This is a genomic window from Acinetobacter sp. A2, assembly GCF_048537555.1.
GTDB lineage: Bacteria > Pseudomonadota > Gammaproteobacteria > Pseudomonadales > Moraxellaceae > Acinetobacter.
Map to the genome: position 1 here is coordinate 1,389,097 of NZ_CP183239.1, position 24,036 is coordinate 1,413,132.

Sequence of the window (24,036 nt, forward strand, 5' to 3'; positions counted from 1 at the left end):
ATAATCAGATGACTTTTGCATCTTGGCATGAAATTTAAAGAAATTCTATGAAAATTGTTAGACAAAGCAGGCTTTGACTTCATGCTATTCATCTGCATTTAATCAAAGCCCGAATAAGATAAATAATGCTTTAGATGCTAATTTTTATCAGCTGATGGTTTTAGAATTTTATCTTGTTCAATCAAGAAACCACCTGTTTGACGTTGCCATAATTGCGCATAAATACCATTCATAGCAACTAACTCATCATGTGTGCCTTGTTCTGCAATACGTCCTTGATCGAGCACAATTAAGCGATCCATCTGCGCAATAGTGGAAAGTCGGTGCGCAATGGCAATCACCGTTTTGTCTTGCATTAGCTCATCTAGACTAGATTGAATAGCCGCTTCCACTTCAGAATCTAGCGCACTGGTGGCTTCATCTAAAATTAAAATAGGTGCATCTTTTAAGAAAACACGAGCAATTGCAATACGCTGGCGCTGTCCGCCTGAAAGTTTTACTCCACGTTCACCCACGTAGGCTTCATAACCTTTTTTGCCCCGTAAATCAGTCAATTGTGGGATAAATTCTTCAGCTTTGGCTTTACGTACAGCCTCATACATTTCTTCATCTGTCGCTTCTGGACGACCGTATTTAATATTCTCTGCAACGGTACGATGAAGCAATGAAGTATCTTGGGTAACTAAGGCGATGTTTTTACGCAGGCTATCTTGAGTGACATCTTCAATATTCTGCCCATCAATGCTAATCGTGCCTTGTTTCAGCTGATAGAAATGTAGCAATAATTGAATTAAGGTCGATTTTCCTGCACCCGAACGCCCAACAATTCCTATTTTTTCGCCTGCGCGAATGTTTAAATTAAACTGGTCAATCACATTTTTGCTGTTATAGGCAAAACTTACATCTTTAAACTGAATTTCACCTTGAGCAACTTGTAATGGTTTTGCATCGGCTTTGTCCTGAATCGCGATTGGACGTCCAAGGGTTTTCATACCATCTTGGATGGTTCCGACATTTTCAAACAGGGCAGAGGTCTGCCACATCATAAACTCAGCAATACTATTCAGTTTAAGAATCATGGCTGTAGTTGCAGCAATAATACCTAACTCAGCACGACCATTGAGCCAGAGCCAAATTGCAGTACCCAAAACTCCTACATATAGCACCACACTCAGTAAATTGATGCTGATTTCATATTGAGCGCCTAAACGCATTTGTTTGTACACGGTCACCATAAATTCTTGCATCGACGCTTTGGCGTATTGGCTTTCACGGCCTGCATGTGCAAACAGTTTTACCGTTTGAATATTGGTATAGGCATCGGTTACACGTCCTGTCATGACTGCACGTGCATCGGCTTGTTCGTTCGAGACTTTACTTAAACGTGGAATAAAATAAGTCGCTGCAAGAATAAATAAGGCTAACCAAACCAGTAACGGTAGAATTAGTATGGGTGAAATTGCACCAAGTACAATGCTGATTGTAATAAAGTAAATAAAGACATAGGCGAGCATATCGCCCAAAATCACCCAAAACTCACGTACTGCCAAAGCTGTTTGCATGACTTTGGCAGATAATCGTCCGGCAAAATCGTTATGGAAAAAATCCAGACTTTGTTGCAGCATTAAATTATGAAAGCGCCAACGTAAACGCATTGGAAAGCCGCTATACAATATTTGGTGTTTAACGATAGATTGTGCGCTGGCAAAGAAAATATTGGCCAATAAAATAAAAAACAATAAAGTTAAGTTCTGCTGATGTTGTGCAAGAAATGTATCTGGCTGGCTTTGGCTAAGCCATGTCACTAAATCGCCAATTTTTGCATACAATAAGGCTTCAAAACTAGCAGCCCCAGCTGTACACAATACCAGTATCAGCAAATATGGACGCACGCCTGAAGCAGCTTGCCAAACAAAAGGAAAAAACTTGGTTGGCAAGGGTTCGGTCAAACCTTTATTTGGATAAGGATCTATAAGTTTCTCGAACCACTTAAGCATGCGACTTTACCTTGTTAACAATACTGAGATTTAAGCTAAAACGTGCAGATGAATAGACTAAATTGAATAAAACAAAAGTTTGATTTGTATTTGTAAAGCCAAATTTTAATTTTTGACTTTCAAATCAAAAGAAAGCCTAGTTTACGCCATAATGCGCTAAATGTTGAAAGCTAAAATGAGCTTGCTTAAAAGTACTGCAAGGCAATAAGCCTATAAGTATTCAAATATCCTTTAACCAGTAAAAATAAAATGTTTAAAAAGAGTCATACATCACAATTTTAGTAACCTGAGTTCGATATAAAAAAAGAGTAGAAAAAAAGCCCTGTTTTTGTAACATATTGGTTCTCAAGACAAAATGTTATAAAACAAGGCTTCTCAATGGATCATATTACCGAATTATTTTGTATTTTGGATGATTTCTGCAAAAAATTTAATGAATCTTTAGAGAAAGCTTTAATTTCTAATCAAAAAACCAGGTTGAAAAAGTCAGCTTTAAGCTTGTCTGAAGCAATGACCATTGTCATTTTATTTCATCAATCCGGTTTTAGATTCTTCAAATATTTTTATTGCCAAATGATCGTTCCATTCTGGAAATCTGCTTTTCCTAAACTGCTTAGCTACAACCGATTTATTGAAATCATGCCCCGTTGTTTGCAAGCTCTGAGTAGTTTCTTCCATCAGGTGAAAGGAAAAGATACGGGAATCAGTATCATTGACTCCACTAAATTGGTAGTTTGCCATAATCTTCGGATTAAAAGGCATCGTGTATTTAAAGGCTTGGCCGGTCGTGGAAAAAGTAGTACGGGTTGGTTTTATGGTTTTAAATTACATCTCGTTATCAATAATTTAGGTGAAATTATTAATCTCAAGCTGACATCGGGAAATGTTCATGATGTTGCTATATTAGAATCTTTAACTCAAGAATTAAAAGGGATCCTACTCGGAGACAAAGGCTATTTGAGCAAAGCAAAAGCCGAAGCTTTAGCAGCAAGAGGACTGAAAATATTGACCCCATCACGTCGGAATATGAAAAATAAACCCATCCAAACTGAAGAAGAAAAACAATTACTTTGCAGAAGAGGATTGATCGAAACAGTGAATGATCAATTAAAAAATTTACATCAACTTGAACATTCACGTCATCGTTCGGTAAATAACTTCATGGTGAATATCATGGCTGCTGTAGTGGCTTATTGTTTGAACCCCAATAAGCCAACTTTCCAAAATATGCTAAAAGGTTAAGTGGATTTCATCGAACTCAGGTTAGTAAAATAAAACCAACCACATAACAAATAAATATTTAATTTTTATGAAAAATTTATTTTAAATTTGAATAAATTGCTATAATTGCGCCCGTTTTGCACAAGCGTGCTGTTTATACTCCTTAATTTGATATTTATGATGATGCGTAACTTTTTAGGTGCAATTGCACTATGTTTCGGGCTTATTTTTCCAGTTAATGCCATGCCATTTGATCCATTAATTGGTACATGGAAAGTCATTGATGACCGTACAGGCTATTATGTTGCAGAAATTGTGATTCGTAAAAACTCCAAATCTTTGCAATATAGTGCCGTAATTACTCAGAATTTATCATCGGCAAGTGTAAGTAACGCAGGGTTATGTACAAAATGCCAAGGTGCTTTAAAGAATCAGCCAATTAAAGGTATGCAGGCTTTAGAGGGATTAATTGCAAATTCAGCGCCAAAACAATTTACTCAAGGGCAATGGCTTGATCCAAATGATGGACTAGTTTACAAAGTTGAGGCGCGTTTAAATACGGCGAATAACCAAATGAAAGTATTTGGTAAAGCCAAACATGCAAATGTCACCACAGCGATGACGTGGAAAAAACTTTAATATAGTTCAGTGGTAATCCTCCCATAAATAACCGAAGTTAAAAGTAGAGGTTAAGCAGCCATTAGAGGTGGCTTTCCTTTGTTAGCTTGATGTGGTCTTTCATGGTTGTAATGCCACAACCAGTTTGTTGCATAATCTTGTACTTCATCCAAAGTATCAAATAAATGCTTGCTCAGCCAACTATAACGTATGGTCCGATTATAGCGTTCAATATACGCATTCTGCTGTGGCTTACCCGGTTGAATATATTCAATACGAATACCGTGCTCAGTAGCCCAGCGCACAAATTCGTGACTGATAAATTCGGGACCATTATCGCATCGGATCACTAACGGTTTTTCTCTCCACTCCAGCAATTGATTCAACGTACGAATAACCCTGATTGTGGGCAATGAGAACCCTGCTTCAATGGCTAGGCCTTCGCGGCGGTAATCATCAATCACATTCAATAATCGAAACTTGCGACCATCGGAAAGCTGATCATGCATAAAATCTAATGACCAAACCTGATTTTCTCGGATTGGTTCTTTCAATGGTTCAGGCGCATGCCGTTTTAGTCTTCTTCTCGGTTTAATACGCAGATTCAGTGCCAACTCACAGTAAATGCGGTAAACCCGCTTGTGATTCCAGCAGCAACTCTCAACATGCCGTAAATACGAGAAGCACAAACCAAAGCCCCAGTCGGAATTTTCCTCAGTGAGTTCAATGAGCTGTTCAGCAATGAGTGCATTGTCATCGCTGAGTTTGGCTTGATAGCGGTAGCAGGTTTCACTAATGCCAAATGCTTTACAAGCCAAACGAATACTAATGGCATGCTGGGCAACGGCTTGTTGAGCCATCTGACGTCGGCAAGATGGCTTTACCCTTGCGCAGCAGTGCTGCTCATTGCCATCGCTTCCTGGATGATTTCGGCCTTTAATCGCTCTTCCGCATACATCTTTTTAAGTCTGGTATTTTCGGCTTCTAGCTCTTTCAGTCGAGCCATTAATGATGTATCCATACCACCATATTTGGCACGCCATTTATAAAAGGTAGCATTACTCATGCCGTGTTCACAGCAAAGGGTCGCTACAGGTGTGCCAGATTCTGCCTGTTTCAAGATGGACATGATCTGACTGTCAGTAAATTTAGATGTTTTCATGCAGAATCTCCTGCTCGTATCTTAAGAGAAAATTCTACTTTTAGATCCTATTATTTTTAGGGGGGATTACCCTGAGAGCTTTTGATTTTTTTAATTTTTTGCCATTCATACGGCTTTGTTGCATAAATATGTAAGCATCTGATTTAAATAAATTTAATTTTGGATTAAAAAATAATCAAAACTTTTAAAATCATATAGTTATGAAATCTTTGTGCAACAAAGCCTGAAAAATATACGAGTAACAACAGGGGTAATAATGTTTAAGTCTATTTTATTAGGATCTTTTTGCTTAATAGCTTTAAGTGCCTGCGGTGGAGAAAATGATTCCTCAGCACCACAAAATGAAAAAATAACGACAAAAGAGCAAGTCTTTCAGAAATTAGAGGATGAAGGGAAATTACCAAAACTTGAAAGAACAGATTCAATTTTAGGGATTGATAAGGACCAAAATGGCATCCGTGATGATATTGACGCTCATATTGAACAAAAATATAAAGATGAAATTGAAAAAAAAGCGGTTCAACAATTTGCAAGGAATAGTCAGCAAAAAATGGCTGTTAATTTAGAGAATGAAGTTGAATTACAAGCATCATCTTATGAAGCTGATAGAGCAACGACTTGTGTTTATAAAACATTCAAAAATAACCCGAATATAGACGCATCCGATGTAATTGATGAAATAGGAAATATGACTACAAATACCAAAAAACGCCTACAGGCTTATTACAAATATAGTGATGCTTTAGATGGCTTTGTGTTCACGATACCACAAAGAGATTACTGCGATGAATAAGAAAATTCATTTGAGTGCCATTTCTCTTTTAATGGTTGCATCTAGCATCACTAATGCTACAGACGATGTAAATGATTTGTGCAACAAGTCTGATATAACTATAGCCTATTTCAATGGTGTTCTTACGGATGAGAAAACAGCTCGTAAGAATCTTAATGAAATAGAAGAACGCTATAGTGACCAATCACCATCAGGTGAAAACATCAAATACCAAGTAATGTACAACAAAAGTCAATTCCTCTCTGATTTTGTGGAAACTTTTTATCAACGATTCTCAGAAGAAACCATAGGTGATCGTTGGGAATTATATACTGAAATAATAAAGCAACAGTTCCAAAACAATAACGGAAAAACTTGGCTTGGTCATATTAACGACGCTCTAACCGTAATAGCGACAGTACCTAGATTTGCTTTTGATTTAATTCAAAGAGAGGTGGTTCCACTTGTTTGAACAACTAAAAGCGTATTTATAAGTGATATTCCGCTCTAGTTAAGCCACCTTGTTTTGTTGGGGTAGCTGATCATAGTAAAACTCATTTGGTGTCATTTTGTCTAGACTCGAATGAGGTCGTTTCAGATTATAAAACTCAAAATATGCACTCAATTGCTTTTTCGCATCTGTGACACTGCTATAAGCTTTGAGATACACCTCTTCATATTTAACGCTCCGCCATAATCGTTCAACCATCACATTATCTACCCATCGACCTTTACCATCCATACTGATTTGAATGCCATTTGATTTCAATACATCAATAAATCCATCACTGGTGAACTGACTGCCTTGGTCTGTATTCAATATTTCAGGTGATCCATATTTTTCAATCGCTTCATTTAAAGCCGAAATACAAAAATCCACCTCCATACTAATCGATACCCTATGTGCAAGTACCTTGCGGCTATGCCAATCAATCACAGCACATAAATCAAAGCCTTTTGCCATAGGGATATACGTTATATCCGTAGACCACACTTGATTACTGCGCTGAATAGCCAATCCTTTGAGCAGATATGGATATTTACGGTGAGCTTGATTAGCCTGGCTTAAATTTGGTTTGCAATATAACGCCTGAATACCCATTTTCTTCATTAAAGTACGTGTATGACGTCGTCCTATATGATGCCCTTGACGATTCAACAAATCACGCATCATACGACTGCCTGCAAAAGGATATTGCATATGTAATTCATCAATACATCGCATCAGCTTCAGATCTGATGAGCTAACAGGTTTTGGGCGATAATAATAACAACCACGAGAGACTTTCAGTAACTTAGCTTGTTTAGATACTGAAATCTGAAGTGAGTGATCGATTAACTTTTGTGGTTGAAGCGGCCCAGTTTCTTCAACACACCTTCTAAAAAATCAATTTCTAATGCCTGCTCACCGATTTTTGCATGTAACTTTTTAAGATCAATGGGGGGGTCTGATGGAGCTTTTGATTGATTGAAAGCTTGCGAGGAAGCTGAGATTAATTGATTTTTCCAGTCAATAATTTGGTTTTGATGAACATCAAATTCAGCACTCAATTCAGCAAGTGTTTTTTCTGCTTTAATCGCAGCAAGTGCTACCTTGGCCTTAAAGTCGTTTGAATGATTTCTTCTTGGTCTACGTGCCATAAAATACTCCATATATTGATGTTTATAACATCATTTGAGGAGCAGAATATCACTTATAGGAGTTGTTCAAATTTCCGAATCCATCTCTAAATTGACCCCTTTTACCTTACAAATGGCAAAGTAAAATTGACCCCTTTGATCTCGTATTAAGTTTCAACCTGGGGCTGAATCCCAATTCTTTTTTTATCCTTCAAACGATAACTCTCACCCGATATTTGTACCATATGACAGTGATGTAATAGCCGATCTAACATCGCAGCGGTCAACGTAACATCATCCGCAAATGACTTAGACCATTGGCTAAAGGGTAAGTTACTCGTCAATATCGTACTGCCTTTTTCATAACGCTTGGCAATCACGTTAAAGAACAGATTCGCTTCTTCACGTCCAAACGGTAAATAACCAATTTCATCGATAATCAGTAACTTTGGTCCCAGTACCGCACGTTGCATATAGGTTTTCAGTTTACCTTGCTGATAGGCTGTACTCAGTTGCAGCATTAAATCCGCTGCGGTAATGAACTTGATCTTAATGTTGTTCATGATGGCCTTATAGCCTAATGCCATAGATAAGTGCGTTTTTCCTACTCCGCTAGCCCCGAGAAACACCACATTTTCTGCTCTAGCAATAAAGCTCAGATTGAACAGTTCAATCACCTGTGATTTAGGGGCACCTAGGGCATAATTAAAATCATAGTCTTCCAGGGTTTTGACTTGAGGCAGGCCTGAGAGTTTCATCAGTACCTGCTGGCTGCGCTGTTGCCTGGCAGCATATTCATGCGTCAAGATCGCTTCAACAAAGTCGGCATAACTTCCATCCTGACCTAATGTTTGTTGTGCATGATGTGACCATTGTGATGCGATGGCAGGCAGATTGAGTTTTTGGCAAAGCTGCTCTATACGGTCGTATTGCAGATTCATCAGGAAACTCCCAGCAACTGGTCATATACCGATAAGGGATGCTGCAAACTCTCGTAGGGCATGACATGCTGTGCTGCTGCAACAGGTACAGTGCCAGAACCCGTATCTGATTGTGGTAATGGCGTAAATTTTTGCTGCTCTTGTTGCAGTCGAACAGCCGGTTTTTCTTGCGTGGTGGCATGAATTCGCTGATTGGCGGTTTCATGCAGCCACCGGCCAATGTGGGCATTGGCGACATCAACATCTAACAGTAAACCCGAAGTCTTCAGGCTTGCTTTCAATGGCACAATAAAGCTTGATTTGAGGTATCCATTAAAGCGTTCAACTTTGCCTTTGGTCTGTGCACGGTAGGGCTTACATACGCGAGGACGAAAGCTGTATTTCTTGGCGCAGTCGAGCAGTTTGGGATTCCATTTATGCTGCCCCTCCTGATAGGCATCCCGTTCAATCATGATCGTTTTAGCGTTATCAAACAGGATTTCTTGAGGTACTCCTGCAAAGAACTGAAATGCATTTTCTAGACCATCGATCCATGCATCCGTACGTTCATGATCATAAAATTTCACGAAAGTCGCTCTGGAATACCCTAATGTTGCGACAAAGGCTTTCAAAGTCGTGTTGTTGCGTCGAATTGTGGTGAAATCCACCTGCATTTGTTGGCCAGGTTGGGTTTCAAAACGAATGATCGGTTCCGGTTTAGCAACTGGTTTTAATGTTGCAAGATATTCCCTCAAGATCCTGATCTTTCCTGGATATCCCAACCTTAAAATTTCCTGGTAGAGCACAACAGCAGGAATCCATTCAGGATGAGCTGCGTTTACACGTTGGAGTAAATAGGGTTTATATGGGTCAAGGATACTTATTCTAGGCTGTATACGCTGATACTGAGGTGTGGTGTTTTGCCGTAAATATTTACGTACGGTATTTCTGGACACCCCCAGTTCACGAGTAATGGCTTTAATAGATTTACCTTGCTGATGAAGTATTTGGATTGTCACTGCTTGCTCCAAAGTTAACATGTTGAGCAGTCCAAAATGACCGCTATATTAACCAAGGGGGTCAGTTTTTAAATGCCATTAGGGGGTCATTTTTACACTGCCGCTAACATTATTATTGATGTGTTCTCACGAGCAATTGTTGGATGGAAAGTATCAACACGTATGAATACAGACATGGTGCTCGATGCACTTGAGCAAGCATTGTATGATCGAGGCTTGCCAAAGAACGTGATTCATCATTCCGACAGAGGTGTGCAATATCTTTCCATTCATTATACCAATCGTTTAGAAGCAGCAAATTTACGAGCATCAGTCGGTACAACTGGTGATTCATATGATAATGCTCTGGCTGAAACGGTGAATGGCTTATACAAAACAGAGGTGATTGAATATTTAAAAGCAGATTGGCAAGGTTTAACGGATGTACAACTTGCGTCATTAAACTGGGTAGATTGGTTCAATAAAAAGCGTGTACACAGTGCACTGGGTTATGTATCGCCTTTTGAGTTTGAAGCAATGTACTATGATAAGATTAACCCGTTAGGTCAGGCGGCCTAACTTAAATAAAAAAGTCTCCGACAAACCCGGTACGGTTCAGTGAAAACTGTTTAAATACCAATGATCGGGATTTAAATAGTTCTAAGAACATACTTGCGCTTGGGCTTAAGCGTCTAGCAGTAGGAATCACCTCCGTTTAGGGAGGTGAGGAAGTCAAGGTCTACCAGTCATTCTCATTCCAAGTAGACCATCAAGATATAAAACTACATAGCCAATTTTGCCGATACCAAACGATTCATACTCACACCACGCTCCGCAGCTTCAAGTGCTAGTTTTTGATGAACCATTGATGGAACACGAACAGCAAACCGTCCGCTATACTTTTTTTCTGAAAGCGGTACAGGTAATTTCTCATTATTGCTGATCATATCTGCTACAACTTCAGCAACAAGATCAACAATCCCTGAAAATGCTTTAGATTGTTCTGCATCGAGCCAAGACAGTGACGGAAATTCGGCACATAGACCAACATACTCATTATCTTCTGCTGACCATGTAACACGATAAGTAAATTGTTTGCTATCCATTTGACACCTCACAATGTTTTAAGTTTATCAAGTGCAGCTAATACTTGCCTAACCTGATAAGGTTTAGCCTTTCCGCTATCATCTTGAAGATTAATACGAGGATCGCCTTGCCACGGTGTTTTAAATACCGTGTGACTACCACTTGTTTGTCTTGGTTCACCAAAATATTGCTTACAAACCTTGAGTAAATCGACATAGCGGATATTTTTTGGATTATTCCGCATTTGTTCTATAAGTTGATCAAGATTTGCCATTTAAATGCTCAATAGTGCCAATGATTAATAGTATCAATATTGATACCATTAATCAAGAGTTTGGCATGCCTAGTGGCTTATACGAACAGAAATGAATGGTAGGGTGCAAATAGGAATAGGGGGTAGATTTACATAGGAATATGCAATTTACTATTCACTCAATTTGTATAGCAGATAAGTCGTAGCAGCAATGACATAACATGACATAGAAAATAATCAAAAATACAGAATTCGGATTTATGTCGTCGATAAAAAAACCTACCAAATTTCGTCTAAAGAGTAGATCTGGTATCTTGGAGCTTGCCGTGATTAGCGTCTCTAAACTGCTATAAAAGCAGTTTAGAATTTTAAATAGCTCACATGAACTAGAAACTTTCTTTGTAATTAAATATGTTTTCACTTGGTATCTAAACTTTGATAGAATCAATTAAAACTTTAGAGTTTAAGTGTAAACAATGAGAAAAACTAATATTCGACGTGATAGCTACTTAAAATTTCTGAATACATGGCAAAACCGTGATGTTATTAAAGTGCTTTCAGGTGTACGTCGCTCTGGAAAATCCACCTTGTTGGCGATGTTTCAACAAGACTTAAAAGCACAGGGTGTACAAGCCGAAAACATCATTGCCATCAACTTTGAATTTATGGAATTTGAAGAACTTACCGATTACCGCAAACTACATGATTATGTACTGTCAAAAGTTGATGAAAGCAAGAAAAACTATGTTTTTTTAGATGAAATACAACATGTTACCAATTTTGAAAAAGTAGTCGACTCTTTATATGTTCGGGATTATATCGATTTATATATTACAGGTTCAAAGGCATTCTTTCTGAGTGGAGAACTTGCGACGTTACTCACAGGACGCTATATCGAGCAACATGTTTTACCCTTGTCATTCCAAGAGTTTAAACAGTGGCATATTGAAAATAATCCGATCATCCAACAATTATCCAATCGTGATTTGTATGCCATGTACACGCGCAGTAGTTTCCCCTATACGCTTGCCATGACCAGCCAGCAGGAAACCTATGATTACTTGCAAGCGGTCTATGCCAGTGTAATGTTTAAAGATGTTATTCCCCGTTTGAATACGGCCGATATTAACTCTCTCGAGCGTGTCGCAAGATATTTGGCAAGCGTGACAGGCTCACCCATTTCCATCAATAAAATTAAAAATACCTTTGTTTCAAGTGGGGTTAAAATCTCATTTGAAACAGTAAAACGCTATATTCAGGGCTTACAGGACAGTTTGCTATTTTATAGCGCCGCACAATTTAAAGTACGTGGGCGTGAGTTATTACAATCCTCTGAAAAATACTATTTAGTTGATGTCGGATTGCGCCGCATTATGTTGCCTGATGCTAATGCTGATCAAGGTCATATTTTAGAAAATGTGATTTATCTTGAGCTTGTCAGACGAGGCTATACGGTCTATGTAGGGCGGGTTGATGAATATGAAATTGATTTTGTTGCTGTCGATACTTTACAGAATTTAACTTATTATCAGGTGGCATTAGAAACTCTCAATGAGGAGACACTAAGCCGAGAGTTACGTCCATTACAGAAAATTTCTGATTCATATCCCAAGTATTTACTTACCTTAGACACCATAGGGACTGAAGCCAATTATAATGGTATTGTAAAAATGAACGCTCTTGATTGGTTGCTGTCTGAAAATAAATAAAGTGGAGTAATTAACTATAACTAAAAATATAGACAAATATTTGCATAAGTGCTCATTTTGTCTATGTCGATTCAGTAGTGGCAAGGTGGGTATTTATTAGAGATTTAAATGATTATCTTTTGTATTTTAGGTGAGTGTCTTGGTATATTAGCATCCATATCTATTGATTATCCAATCCCTTAACCTAGGCATGACTTTGTGAAATTAACACGCATCCACCATTGTAAAAACTTGAATGTGCAAAAGTACAAACAGCTTGAGAAACAAGCTGTTTTACTTGGTCGTATTCGTAGCGAGGTGTGGGCTAAATATGGTGCTGTTGCAGGCTTAAATATCAGTGACAGGGCTATTCGTGATGCGTGGATGAAAGAAGGTCGCAACTTCGGTGTATCTGCAAATGCGTGGAAAGAAACCCTGCGTGACTGTATGGGTGATATTAAAGCCTATCGTGAAGCTGCCAAGGAAAAGGTCAAACAAGCTAGTCGCAAACGTACGACTTGCGACAATGAACGTAAAAGACTCTATACGCTGCTAAAAAAAGATGAATGGACAACAGATAATTTCCTCCATCGTCAAATGCGTAATCACTTTAAGCATGGTGTTAATCACACACATAATCAAATTATTGTTCGTGCGGATATGTGTAAAACCTTTGAGTTAAATGGTCAATGTTGGCTTAAAGTACCAAGCCTAATCCCTCGACAAACCATTAAAATCCCATTAAATACGACTGTTGATTTTGCACCGCAAGGCACATTAAGAATTATTCTAAAAAATGGCAATATTGAAGTTCATTCAACCTATGATGCAGTTGAAACACAAGATTGTGGTCAGGAAACAGTAGGTGTTGATAAAGGGTACTCAGAAGCTTTTGTGGACTCTGATGGCGATGTATATGGGAGTGATCTAGGCAAGCTGATCTCAAGTGAATCAGATTATTTAAATCAAAAGTACAAGCACAGAAACAAGCTCAGAGCGATTGCTAAAGCCAAACCACACAAGAAACAGAAAATTGAGTTAAATAATCTAGGTCGAAAAAAACTAGATAAGCGACAAGATACTCAAAAAGCAAAGCTCAAAACATTAATATTTACAGCAACTCACAAGTTGGTTGATAAAGCCAAAGTGATTGTTGCGGAAGATTTAACATCCCCAATTCAAAGTAAACGCAACTATGGCAAAAACACCAATAGACGCTTAAATACATGGGCTAAAGGTTTGTTAGCTAATGCCCTAACTTCTATATCTCACCGTAGAGGTTCTACGGTGCATCTAGTCAATTCTGCATATACTTCGCAAAGTGATTCTTTCTTACGTGGGCTTTTAATAGGCACACGTAAGGGAGATCGTTTTCACCGTTTCAATGGGGAAGTTGTGCAAGCTGATTGGAATGCTGCGAGAAACGTGCTTGCAAGATTAAACGACAATGAGATAAGTCGTTATACGCCTTACAAAACTGTAAAGCGTATATTGCAAGAACGGACTGACCGCTACAAGTCGGAACTGACCGACTCAGGCTCTAGTTACACGCTTGGCAACAAGACATTAACAGAGTGCGAATTAGTCCTTGACTATGTTTGACTACATTTTAAGGAACAGGAAACGTAAGATTCTTCTAAAGCCAATCAAGTTTTAAAGTATGATCAGTCAAATAAGACATCACTTGAGAAGAAAAGATGAAAACAGTAGGCAATGACTTGGTACGTAGTCAGTTGCATCAAAAGCGAAAATGGTATCTGGGGCTGGGCATTTTACTAGTGATTTTTGGTCTGGTCTTGCTAGCGACTTTACCCTTTGCAACCTTGTCCGTGGTATTCATGTTTGGCGTACTGATGATGATCGGCGGGATTCTGCATTTTGTTGCTGCATTTAAAATTTTTCATGGCGGTTTTCGCTGGTTCTGGGCCTTATTCGGTCTTTTATACTTGCTTGCCGGATATTATGCGTTCAGTACACCGCTACAGACCGCGGTGGTCCTGACCCATATTCTGGCGATTATTCTAATTATTGCAGGTATCATCCGGATCTTGAATAGCCTTTTGTTTCGCGCTCTGGGTGGATGGGGCTGGACTTTATTTTCAGGCATCTTGACCCTGCTGGCAGGGATTGTGATTTTGCAATCCCCAGATGCACCGTTTTGGGTCCTGGGCCTGTTTCTGGCGATTGATATTTTATTTCAGGGGATTAATTACCTGACATTTGCGTCTTATATCCGGTATGAAGTCCCGAAAAGTTCAGCTGAGCTTTAAAAGCTCGCATCAAGAGCGCTCCGTGCGCTCTTTTTTATGTCTTGTGATGAATATAAGTGTGATCAGTTTATGTCAAAAATCTTTGTACTTGCGCCGGGTTCCTTATACTGAACTTGCATAAATTATGTTGTGTAACGTATGTAACAAGTTGAAATTATTAAAAATAGGATAACTAAAAATGCAACCGACTGAATTAAAAAAATTACCAGACTGGTTATTAGAACAGTTACCCCAAATAACTGAACCAGCAATTTTATCACTGCGAGAGGCTTTGTTGCACAAAGATTTCATAACTATATGATTTTAGAAGTTTTGATTATTTTTTGATCCAAAATTAAATTTATTTAAATCAGATGCTTACATATTTATGCAACAAAGCCGTGTCAAATTACAGTTTGAAGTGGTGCCAAAAAAGCATAAATTTCCGCACTGGGATGAAGTTGAATCTTTATTTAAAGAAGATGATTGATCTGATGAACAAACAGATTTCGCATAAGAGATTTTATGTTAAAGAAAATATTAAATAATATAATAAATAAGTTATTGAATTTAATTAATTTTTAAAGAAAAAATATAGATTTTATAAGAAAAATTAATATTTATATCAAAAAAACTTGATTATTCTTATTTTTACTGTATATTTAACTTAACTAGAAAAAAAGTCTTGTTTCGGTAAATCTTCCTTAAGTATCGCAGTTTTAGTCATAATCCTTCGTTTTTTAGATTTTAAGTCTCATTCTTTATTATTTTCAAAGTTATTAATCAGTCAATAAAATGACTAAAAAATTATTAAAAATTAGTAGGATATATTATGTCAAACTCAAATGTTGTTAAAGGTACTGTTAAGTGGTTTAACGAAACTAAAGGTTTTGGTTTCATTCAACAAGAATCAGGTCCAGACGTTTTTGCTCATTTCAGCGAAATCGCGAGTTCAGGTTTCAAGACCTTATTTGAAGGCCAGCAAGTTGAATTCAGTGTAGCTCAAGGTCAAAAAGGACCGAATGCTGTAAATATTGTTGCTATCTAAGTAATAATAAGCAGTAATAAAAAGCACTCATAAGTGCTTTTTTTATGCTTTAAAATGTTTTCAAAATTGAAAAAATCTCTAAAAAATAGGATATAAGTTGTTAAAAGTAAATGATTTAATTGCAAAATCTAAAAATGGTACTGAAATTATTGTTTCATTAATTCCTCTACATAAAATGCAAAATACACGTCAAGGTTTAAAACAAGTCGAAGTAGGTAAAAGAGTTCTACTGGAATCTGGAATAGAAGTTGATTTAAATTTGGATGGCCGTACATTTTACACTTCTCTAAATCAGCTATTTAAATTAAATCATAAAGTTGCTTAGCGATAAATTTTTAAACATCAATAATTTATGTGGGATTTCCACTGCAATTTTTTTAAGGAAATATATATGTTTAAACAGACTCTCAGCGTAAAAGACCAGTTTGGCGTTAAACACGCTATTCAAGCCACAGTGGATCATGAGTCTGCCAACACGCAATCTCATTTGAATATAAAACATATCACCGTTGATGGTGAAGATATTCGACCTAGTTTTGAAATGCTTTTTCAAAGTACCTTAAGTGGAAAAATATTTAAAATCATCTAGAAATATAGTTTTTATAAAATCTATAGTCTGAATGAAATATCAGGACCTACTCGCTATCATGCGGGTTTTTTATACCTAATATTTATATTTGTAAGCCTTTGCTTATGCGAAACGAGAGTTCACAGCTCTCGTTTTTTTATTCTAAAACTGCTAAAATTCTTATACGCCATTGACGTACTTAAACCTATGTTATTCATTGAAACCAGTATTTTTATTAAGCAAATCAAAGAGCTTGTGAGTGGTGAAGAGTATCGTCAGCTCCAGCAAGATCTCTTGGTACAGCCTGATAAGGGCGACTTAATCAAGAATGGTGGTGGAATTCGTAAAGTACGTTGTGCTCAGGGCAATAAAGGCAAAAGTGGCGGTATCCGTGTGATCTATTATTGGGTTACAGAAGATGATCAGATCTTTTTCCTGGTGGCTTATCCAAAGTCTGTGAAAGATAATCTGACAGACAAAGAAACCTCGATTCTACGTCAATTAGTAAAGGAGCAATTTCATGGATAACAACTTATTTGATGACCTGGTTGCTTCAATCAAAGAAGCTGGTGCCATAAAACGCAATGAAATAAAAGCAAGCCGAGTCACAGCGCTTGAATTGCCAGATATTAAAGAAGTACGTGAGAAAACTGGCTTAACCCAGGCAGAGTTTGCTGCACGTTTGCATATCAGCGCGAGAACCCTACAAAACTGGGAACAAGGCCGTCGTTATCCGACTGGTCCTGCAGCGACTTTAATTCGCATTCTGGATGCCCATCCAACTCTGATTTAAAAGTTTAGATAATAAAAAACCCCGGCATCCTGCCAGGGTTTTTTATTGGAACTTTAGGTCTGTGCTGTCTTAGTGCTTGTCGTATCTGGCCCCATCCTGGTGCTCATTCTTTGTAATTCTAAGGAACATCCTGTTCCTGACCAATTAATCATATGAAAATTCCACTGTCCCAGGTAGCCGCAAAGGGCCGAGATTTATGTACGCCAGAGCGTACAAAATAGCCTAAATTTCATCCACAGTAATTGGGGATAGTTTTCGCCCTGGAAGAGCTGAGAACATTGGGAAAATGCCAAAATTGATTACTTTTTAAACAAGATTATTGGCAAGAACTATCAAAAACGATCATAAAAAAGCCGACTTGTTTCAAAATCGGCTTTTCGGTCATTTTTAGATTTTTATGGTTTAAATAAGTATCTGATATTTCAATTAATATACAAGTGTTGTTATTCCTAAGTAGAAATGTCCTACCTAATAACCAAATAGAAATGTCCTATATGGACAATTCCAAGTCAAGCACAGGATTTAGATTTCGTTCTTTGATTGCTATTTTCTGTGCACGTCTGCTTGGCATCTTTTGAGAACGATTGCGTTTGTTTTGTTGTTCCAGTTCTTCATGCTGTTGTTGGATATGATTCAGAACAGCACCCAACCGTTTATTCTCAACAATCTCTCGCTGATTCAGCTGACTTAATTTATCGAAGAGGCTGTAATTGATCTTTCGGCCATCATGCATGAGGGCTACAGTACCATCCGGGTATTCCAGGAACTCAAGATACTTACCGATCAACCTTTGATTTTCTTCGGTGTTTTCCAGGAGATATACGCATTTATCATAAGTAATCGTCAGGCTATTCGTGACTCTGCGGGGTTCACGCCAAGTAAAAATATCATCTAATTCTTCGGCTGTTTCAGTGATAGGCCGATGTAGATCCTTAGGATTAAAAGCCATCTTGGCGAACTTCTGATTGAACTGCTCAATGAAGCAGGGTAGCCAGGCATTAGCTTGCTCAATCGAGCTGATACCTTCCAGACGCATCTCCTTGATCAGACGGTCCTGAAGGGCTCTGTTGGCACGTTCCACACGGCCTTTGGCCTGTGGTGAATTGGCGAAGATGATATCGATATTCAGGGTACTGAGTACGCGTCCAAACTGGGTAATCTTGGTGTCTTTCTTGCTGCTTTGATTCACCCTGAAGACTGAATGTTTGTCGCTGTAAAATGCCAACGGCTTACCATGCTGCTCAACATACAAGCGTGTTGAAATCATATAATCAAAGGCTGATTCTGATTCACAGAAGCGTAAATGCTGCAATTTTCCTGTAGCATCATCGATAAACACCAGCAGACAGCATTTAGCAGCGCGTCCTTCAAACCAGTCATGATATGAGCCATCAATTTGGATCAGTTCACCAAAGCAATCCCGGTTGTAACGAGGCTGATACGGGCGTTTCAGGCGCTTGGATCGAGGAATCCATAAGTCAGCTGCAATCATCCAGGAACGCAGGGTTTCTACTGAAAGATCGAATCCATGTACGGTGGTGAGCTTTTCATGCGCTAAAGTGGGTCCGAAACCATGGAGTTGGTCAGAAACAATATTGAGGCACTTGAGTCTGAGTTCTTCAGGAAGTTTGGAATTGCTGATTTGGCCACGACCGGCATGGGCTAATGCAGCGGGACCTTGAGCTTTGTATTTCTGCAGTAAGCGTCTGATCTGACGTTCTGAAATATGAAGTAGCTGAGCAGCCTGGGATTGAGTTATGCGTTGATCGCAGATTTCCTGCAAGACCGACAATCGTTTAAGTTCTTTATCCGACATAGACACCAACATATCAAACCGTCCGCTAACGAAATTGCAAAAGTGCATATTCTAAAAGCGGACATTTTTACTTTGGAGAAACCGGACATTTCTATTTTGGAGTTACAAGTGTATTGCGTATAATCAATATTATGTTAAATACCATTCACCATACAATAAGTTCATATTTATCTTACTCTCACCTGAATTGGCTATTCACCAAAACTTATGAATCTTGCCGGCTTTGAATATAGCTTCCTTGAGGATTTGATAGCCCTAGGAGTATTCCTTTGAAAGTTTTCGCAATGAATTACTTAGCTAACTTTGGCTGTAAGCCATTAAATTGCTTATGTCAACTGTCAAGCCTTTTGAAATTTTCCTTAGAAATTAAAACTAAATAAGAATTGGGTCTGACGGTTCTATATCAGCATATTTAACTTAAGCACTCGCAACTAATGCTGCACAAACGGCCCGCTTCTCTGGTTCAGATAACTGATGAGCTAAAAGACCTTCAATGGTGAATACAGCTATTTTTACTCTAGGCTCAATTTGATCAGCGGACATTCCTATCTTCTGTAGCTCTAAACGAAACAATGCCTCCACCATGACATGGAATCTCTCATGCCACTCCTTTAGTTCTGTCGAAAATTTCAGTCTAGCATGCACAGTACTCACCAAGCGATCAACTAATTGCAGTTGATCCACTACCCAGATTAATCGTTCAGAAAGATCCTTTGATGATTGCAACATGTATTCATTTACATGCTTGGTTAACTCAGCATTCAGGATGCTAACCAATAATTCATCTTTATTTTTGAAATACCAGTAAATGGTATTTGGGGCAACTCTAGCTTCAACAGCAATACGACTCATGGAAGTCGCATCATACCCTTCGGTTAAAAACAACGAACGTGCAGCATCAATGATCTCTTGTTGTTTTTCTTCCCGATCTTGTACACGTTTATTACGGGCCATTCAGTTTTCCTACTCTACTAAAAATTAAGGTGCTATCACATAAAACGGATCAAAGCAGTATCGTAAATTCTTCTTGAATGCTATTCAAGAATATAGTTAAATCATACTATCTTGAACAACATTCAAGATAATGTAAAAGAATAATAATGCACTACTGATTGATCAAAATAAATTTAATTTTCTGGTGCATTTTTAACAAGAAATAAGATGGAAGGCAGCCATCAAGAAATCTAAGAGCAGGCCAAAATATATGTCAAACCGTAAATATCCTGATACCTCACATATTGAAAAATCAGTCTATGAGTCTAACTTCCTAACTGAAGGTGATATGTGCTCAGCAACATTACATGTACCTAAAGAGTCAGCAACACAAAAGCTGCCTGCTGTTTTAATGGTAGGTGGTTGGGGAAGTATTCAAGGTGCATTGACCGATTCTTTCATCAATCACTTTGTTACCCAAGGTTATGCTGTGATGGAATTTGATTATCCAGGCTGGGGATTAAGTGGAGGTCTGCCGCGTCAGGATATTAATCCGTGGAAGAGAGTAAAAACCGTTAATAAAGCATTATCCCATTTGAAGTCTATGCCTCAGGTGGATGCTGACAATATTATTGCCTGGGGTACTTCATTTGGTGGTGGACATGTGGTGGATCTAGTAGCAGAACACCCTGAATTAAAAGGTGCCATTATTCAAGTTCCTATGCTAGATGGCATCAGTACAGTACGTTCTGTACCTCTACCCCAAATGTTTAAATTTTTAGGGTATGGTTTAGCGGACAGAATTAAACCAGGTGAACGAATTTGCATTCCAACTGTGTCACAACCGGGTCAATTAGGAGCGATGGATCGTGATCAGGCCTGGAATGCCATGGAACTTGCTAAAGAGAAATTGAATATAGACTATGATAATCGTGTTACTGCACGTTCGCTTTTGACTATGGGATTCTATCGCCCATGGAAACGTTTAAAGCAGGTCAAAGTACCTATGTTGATTGTAGGGGCAACTCAAGATACCGTCGCTCCGTTCGTAGCTAAAAAGATTGAAAAGGTAAAAAATCCTTTCATTCAAATGAAGAAAATTGAAGCGGACCATTTTGACCCTTATTTTGAACCATACTTCTCACAAAATTTAAGTTATCAGTTGGACTTTTTAAACAGCTTAAAGTCTTCAAGAGCACACGTATAAATGCCATACCGCTTATAACAGCTAAAATAGCCTTATCCCTGGATAAGGCTATTTCTTTAAAGCGATCGATAGAAAATTTTTAAATTAAAGCTGCTGTAGAAATGATATATGTTGCGATTGGATGCGATCGATAAAGGGTGCATGAAACAGATCAAAATGCCCACAGTCTTCTTCTAAATAGCGGATTGACTTTGATTGTTGCGCCGTTTTGCGTGTACTTGATATTGGAATTAAAGAGTCTTGCTTTGCTCCAATCATTAAGGTGGGGGTCTGAATTTTATGACTTACGGAAATGGGGCGATAAAATGGAATAGTGAGGACGATTCGTGCAGGAACTTGGTTATCCCAGTTTTGGTTTTCCTCAACTAATGAATAATAACCCTGATAACAATCCGAACCTGATAGGACTGCAAACCGACTTTTTGCCACGACCTTCATCAATTTTGCCTTACCAAATAGACTATAGAATAAGTCAGTGATTGTTAAATAGGTTGCAGGCAAAAGATAACGTTTAGGGTAACCCTACACTGAAAGTTTGCGTATCTGTTAAGTCAAAGTTTAAGCGGCCATTGATGTCAAGGGTATCGGTATCCATTGTGCTACCCTGCCAAGGACTTAATGAAATACGCTTTCCTCGACCATCAAATCGAGAACCTCGACGGGTATAATCTAGGCCTAAAAATCCATCCACTTGATCATTACTAAATGAGGCAGTTTGACCCACTTGGTAAGTTAAACCGTCACGGCGGAAATTATCGGCTGATGTGATGCCCAGCTTGGTTTGAAAACTTACGGGTTCAGATTTATCTGTGCGTTTGGTAATAATATTAATAATACCGCCAGTTGCACCTGAACCATAAATACTGGATGCGCCGGAAACCACCTCAATATGGTCAATCATATTTGGACTAATACTATTCAGTTGACGTGCAATATCCCGTGAACCTGTCTGTGAAACTCCATCAATCATGACCAGTACATTACGTCCACGCATGGTCTGACCATAATTACTTGTAGTTCCACTACTAGGTGCTAAAGATGGTACAAGCTGCGCTAAAATATCCGCGACTTTTCGACCTGCGCCAGCTTGTTGAACAATTGCTTCGCCATGAATGGTTTGTACTGTCCCTGCGATCTCGGCGATTGTTTTAGGTGTACGTGTGGCGGTCATCACCATTGTTGAAAGTTGAGTGATATCCGGTTTTTCTGGTGCAGCTGCTGGGCTACTCTCTTTTGCATAAAGATGCATAGAAATAGCGATTGTGAGAAGACAAAGATTAAATTGAGATCGCCGCATTTTCATTCCCTAGATTGCAATTGTTAATTTTGTAGCAAATGATAATCATTATTATTAATGATGTAAAATTATTATTTAAAAATTTTATTGAGTACTTTCCTGGCTTGAAACTTCACAGGAAAAATTTCATAAAACAGACAATGAACACTGCTTTGAAATGAAAAAAATTAATATTTATTGATCTATTTTTAATTGAGGTAACCGACTTCTTCTAAGTAAATCAAGTAATCCAAATTGAACAGGAAGCTCCTTCTAAAGATAATTATTTAGATCATGAATCTGCTAAGAAGCATACGCTCTATAATCAAACCACTATTATGAGCGTATTCGTTATCTTCCAATTGCCTTCAGCTTAACCCAAACCCTTAACCAGAAAGAAACAGCCCACAATCACCAATAACACGGCGAAACATTTTTTCAGGATTTGTGGCGATAATGCATGTGCTGTTTTCGCCCCAAGTTTGGCAGTAAAGAAACTCATAATGCTAATACCAAGAAAAGCATAAATATGAACAAAGCCAATAGTATTGGGCACATTCACCTGCGCCTGCATCCCAAAAATCATAAATCCCAAAGCACCGGCAACTGCAATGGGGAAACCACAGGCTGCAGATGTGCCTACTGCCTGTTGCATGACCACGCCATAACGGTTGAGATACGGTACGGTCAAGCTGCCACCGCCAACCCCAAAGATGGCTGAAGCAAAACCAATTCCCGAACCTGCAGCGATTTGTTGACCGGTTGAGGGCAAGGTTCGCCCCTGCTCTGCCGGCTTTTTGCTACCTGTAAACATGGTATACGCCACCCAGATCAGAAAGATTCCTACCACAATCTGCAAATGTAAGCCCGAAATTAAACCGGCAATCCCTGCACCGAAAAAGCATCCAATGGCCATAGGCGGAGCTAGATGTCTAAAGACTGGCCACAGCACTGCCTCGTTCTTATGGTGCGCCATCAATGAACTGATAGAGGTGATCACAATAGTTGCTAGCGATGTACCTAAAGCCAAATGCATAATCACATCCGGACTATAACCCATCTGCATAAACACGATATATAACAGTGGTACAATGATTGTTCCGCCACCGACCCCAAACAGCCCAGCGGCAAAACCTGCGCATGCCCCGATAATTAAAAAAATGATAATTTCCACGAAATACTGACTGAATAATTTGAAATTAAAGACAAGGCGCCTTAAGCAAGTTCCAGCTCACCAACCTGATGATAGGCACGATTAAAATACACCAGACCATGTTCTTGCTGACTGTGCTGAATGGCCAGCACACGGCACATAAAAATGCTATGCGTACCCACCTGCTGAATCTGCTCAATCTCGCAATCAAAGCTGGTCAAGGCATCTGTTAACACCGGTGCGCCGGTTTCCAGTTCGGTCCAGGTTCCATATTGAAAGCGCTCTTCAGACTTCATTTTGGAAGCAAAGACATTGGAGATCTGCTGATGCTGCGCGCCTAGCACATTCACGCTCAAGACTTTATTTTCAATAAAATGGGCGTGTGAACGTGAGGTCTGATTCATGCAAACCAATAAGGTCGGTGGTGTATCGGTTACACTACACACGGCAGATGCGGTAAATCCATGCACACCAGATGCCCCAGCCGTGGTCACCACATTGACCGCGCTGCTGAGCAAAGACATGGCATTTCTAAAGTCTGCTGCTTCAATCATCACCGGATTCCTTCATTTTCTTGGGTTATGCTTGAAATGGTTGTTAAGCGGATGGGCCAGATGTTTTCCATCCATTCCCATCAGCTCTGCCACATGATGTACCT

Annotated in this window: 24 protein-coding genes and 3 pseudogenes; 14 read left to right on the forward strand and 13 right to left on the reverse strand. The window is 38.8% G+C overall.

From position 1 onward, the window contains the following. Positions 1-137: 137 nt before the first annotated feature. On the reverse strand, positions 138-1,997 hold the full coding sequence (locus ACNS8M_RS06505; protein WP_168418308.1) for an ABC transporter ATP-binding protein: 1,860 nt from the start codon (positions 1,995-1,997) through the stop codon (positions 138-140). Between the two features lie 378 nt (positions 1,998-2,375). Here ACNS8M_RS06505 and ACNS8M_RS06510 point away from each other — a divergent pair, with 378 nt between their 5' ends. Both ACNS8M_RS06510 and ACNS8M_RS06515 read left to right on the forward strand, forming a co-directional pair. After that, positions 2,376-3,239: an IS982 family transposase gene (locus ACNS8M_RS06510; RefSeq protein ID WP_004679438.1), complete on the forward strand. Its 864-nt coding sequence runs from the start codon at positions 2,376-2,378 to the stop codon at positions 3,237-3,239. A 156-nt stretch (positions 3,240-3,395) separates the two neighbouring features. Then, positions 3,396-3,857 carry a DUF2147 domain-containing protein gene (locus ACNS8M_RS06515; protein ID WP_228284166.1) on the forward strand — a complete coding sequence of 154 codons (462 nt, stop codon included), beginning with the start codon at positions 3,396-3,398 and terminating at the stop codon, positions 3,855-3,857. 50 nt (positions 3,858-3,907) lie between these two features. Here the strand turns inward: ACNS8M_RS06515 and ACNS8M_RS06520 are convergent. Next, a pseudogene (locus ACNS8M_RS06520) lies at positions 3,908-4,998 on the reverse strand (IS3 family transposase). A gap of 256 nt (positions 4,999-5,254) precedes the next feature. Between ACNS8M_RS06520 and ACNS8M_RS06525 the strand changes: the two are divergent. Then, positions 5,255-5,791 (forward strand): hypothetical protein, encoded by a 537-nt coding sequence (locus ACNS8M_RS06525; RefSeq protein ID WP_168461955.1) that lies wholly within the window; start codon positions 5,255-5,257, stop codon positions 5,789-5,791. Next, on the forward strand, positions 5,784-6,242 hold the full coding sequence (locus ACNS8M_RS06530) for a hypothetical protein (protein WP_228284191.1): 459 nt from the start codon (positions 5,784-5,786) through the stop codon (positions 6,240-6,242). The genes ACNS8M_RS06525 and ACNS8M_RS06530 overlap by 8 nt, the downstream gene beginning before the upstream one ends. A gap of 39 nt (positions 6,243-6,281) precedes the next feature. Here ACNS8M_RS06530 and ACNS8M_RS06535 read toward each other — a convergent pair. The 3 genes from ACNS8M_RS06535 to istA form a co-directional block, all read right to left on the reverse strand. Continuing rightward, positions 6,282-7,423 (reverse strand): IS3 family transposase gene (locus tag ACNS8M_RS06535; RefSeq protein ID WP_419225306.1). Its coding sequence is split into 2 segments (ribosomal slippage): positions 6,282-7,159 and positions 7,159-7,423, totalling 1,143 coding nucleotides; the frame shifts between segments, so codons are not numbered across the junction. Positions 7,424-7,557: 134 nt separating this feature from the next. After that, on the reverse strand, positions 7,558-8,331 hold the full coding sequence (gene istB / locus ACNS8M_RS06540; RefSeq protein WP_168461929.1) for an IS21-like element ISAba8 family helper ATPase IstB: 774 nt from the start codon (positions 8,329-8,331) through the stop codon (positions 7,558-7,560). Further along, a complete protein-coding gene (istA, locus tag ACNS8M_RS06545) occupies positions 8,331-9,350 on the reverse strand; it encodes an IS21-like element ISAba8 family transposase (protein ID WP_168461930.1) in 1,020 nt (339 codons plus the stop codon). The genes istB and istA overlap by 1 nt, the downstream gene beginning before the upstream one ends. Before the next feature lie 63 nt (positions 9,351-9,413). On the opposite strand from istA, the pseudogene ACNS8M_RS06550 reads away from it, so the two are divergent. Then, positions 9,414-9,887 (forward strand): annotated as a pseudogene (locus ACNS8M_RS06550) (DDE-type integrase/transposase/recombinase); the annotation flags it as partial. Between the two features lie 203 nt (positions 9,888-10,090). Here the strand turns inward: ACNS8M_RS06550 and ACNS8M_RS06555 are convergent. Both ACNS8M_RS06555 and ACNS8M_RS06560 read right to left on the reverse strand, forming a co-directional pair. Then, entirely contained in the window at positions 10,091-10,414 is a 324-nt protein-coding gene (locus ACNS8M_RS06555) for a type II toxin-antitoxin system HicB family antitoxin (protein WP_063454488.1), read from the reverse strand. A gap of 8 nt (positions 10,415-10,422) precedes the next feature. Beyond that, the gene (locus tag ACNS8M_RS06560; protein WP_063454489.1) at positions 10,423-10,668 is read right to left on the reverse strand and encodes a hypothetical protein; all 246 of its coding nucleotides are present in this window, start codon (positions 10,666-10,668) and stop codon (positions 10,423-10,425) included. A 455-nt stretch (positions 10,669-11,123) separates the two neighbouring features. On the opposite strand from ACNS8M_RS06560, the gene ACNS8M_RS06565 reads away from it, so the two are divergent. From ACNS8M_RS06565 to nadS, 8 genes are all read left to right on the forward strand, one after another. Further along, a complete protein-coding gene (locus ACNS8M_RS06565) occupies positions 11,124-12,356 on the forward strand; it encodes an ATP-binding protein (RefSeq protein WP_419225307.1) in 1,233 nt (410 codons plus the stop codon). A 198-nt stretch (positions 12,357-12,554) separates the two neighbouring features. After that, on the forward strand, positions 12,555-13,937 hold the full coding sequence (locus ACNS8M_RS06570) for an IS200/IS605 family accessory protein TnpB-related protein (protein WP_419225308.1): 1,383 nt from the start codon (positions 12,555-12,557) through the stop codon (positions 13,935-13,937). A 95-nt stretch (positions 13,938-14,032) separates the two neighbouring features. Continuing rightward, positions 14,033-14,605: an HdeD family acid-resistance protein gene (locus ACNS8M_RS06575; protein ID WP_159139015.1), complete on the forward strand. Its 573-nt coding sequence runs from the start codon at positions 14,033-14,035 to the stop codon at positions 14,603-14,605. Between the two features lie 811 nt (positions 14,606-15,416). Next, entirely contained in the window at positions 15,417-15,632 is a 216-nt protein-coding gene (locus ACNS8M_RS06580) for a cold-shock protein (RefSeq protein WP_000071892.1), read from the forward strand. 97 nt (positions 15,633-15,729) lie between these two features. Further along, positions 15,730-15,957 carry a hypothetical protein gene (locus tag ACNS8M_RS06585; RefSeq protein WP_004745640.1) on the forward strand — a complete coding sequence of 76 codons (228 nt, stop codon included), beginning with the start codon at positions 15,730-15,732 and terminating at the stop codon, positions 15,955-15,957. Between the two features lie 66 nt (positions 15,958-16,023). Continuing rightward, positions 16,024-16,221, forward strand: a complete 198-nt coding sequence (locus tag ACNS8M_RS06590; RefSeq protein ID WP_004755867.1) for a hypothetical protein — start codon at positions 16,024-16,026, stop codon at positions 16,219-16,221. Between the two features lie 186 nt (positions 16,222-16,407). Beyond that, the gene (locus ACNS8M_RS06595) at positions 16,408-16,728 is read left to right on the forward strand and encodes a type II toxin-antitoxin system RelE/ParE family toxin (RefSeq protein WP_104483799.1); all 321 of its coding nucleotides are present in this window, start codon (positions 16,408-16,410) and stop codon (positions 16,726-16,728) included. Then, a complete protein-coding gene (gene nadS / locus ACNS8M_RS06600) occupies positions 16,721-16,993 on the forward strand; it encodes a NadS family protein (RefSeq protein ID WP_005108769.1) in 273 nt (90 codons plus the stop codon). The genes ACNS8M_RS06595 and nadS overlap by 8 nt, the downstream gene beginning before the upstream one ends. Before the next feature lie 490 nt (positions 16,994-17,483). Here the strand turns inward: nadS and ACNS8M_RS06605 are convergent, their stop codons facing one another. Continuing rightward, complete coding sequence (locus ACNS8M_RS06605) at positions 17,484-18,809, reverse strand: ISNCY family transposase (RefSeq protein WP_419225309.1); 1,326 nt, start codon at positions 18,807-18,809, stop codon at positions 17,484-17,486. 417 nt (positions 18,810-19,226) lie between these two features. Further along, the gene (locus ACNS8M_RS06610; RefSeq protein ID WP_075168278.1) at positions 19,227-19,763 is read right to left on the reverse strand and encodes a TetR/AcrR family transcriptional regulator; all 537 of its coding nucleotides are present in this window, start codon (positions 19,761-19,763) and stop codon (positions 19,227-19,229) included. Positions 19,764-20,013: 250 nt separating this feature from the next. Between ACNS8M_RS06610 and ACNS8M_RS06615 the strand changes: the two genes are divergently transcribed. Continuing rightward, positions 20,014-20,949 carry an alpha/beta hydrolase gene (locus ACNS8M_RS06615; protein WP_104492492.1) on the forward strand — a complete coding sequence of 312 codons (936 nt, stop codon included), beginning with the start codon at positions 20,014-20,016 and terminating at the stop codon, positions 20,947-20,949. A gap of 84 nt (positions 20,950-21,033) precedes the next feature. Here ACNS8M_RS06615 and ACNS8M_RS06620 read toward each other — a convergent pair whose 3' ends face one another. The 4 genes and pseudogenes from ACNS8M_RS06620 to ACNS8M_RS06635 form a co-directional block, all read right to left on the reverse strand. Beyond that, entirely contained in the window at positions 21,034-21,387 is a 354-nt protein-coding gene (locus tag ACNS8M_RS06620; RefSeq protein ID WP_075168280.1) for an alpha/beta fold hydrolase, read from the reverse strand. Positions 21,388-21,469: 82 nt separating this feature from the next. Beyond that, a pseudogene (locus ACNS8M_RS06625) lies at positions 21,470-22,246 on the reverse strand (TonB-dependent receptor plug domain-containing protein); the annotation flags it as partial. A gap of 352 nt (positions 22,247-22,598) precedes the next feature. After that, positions 22,599-23,399: a sulfite exporter TauE/SafE family protein gene (locus ACNS8M_RS06630; RefSeq protein WP_168418679.1), complete on the reverse strand. Its 801-nt coding sequence runs from the start codon at positions 23,397-23,399 to the stop codon at positions 22,599-22,601. Between the two features lie 41 nt (positions 23,400-23,440). Further along, complete coding sequence (locus ACNS8M_RS06635) at positions 23,441-23,932, reverse strand: flavin reductase (protein ID WP_160232475.1); 492 nt, start codon at positions 23,930-23,932, stop codon at positions 23,441-23,443. Positions 23,933-24,036 lie beyond the last annotated feature (104 nt).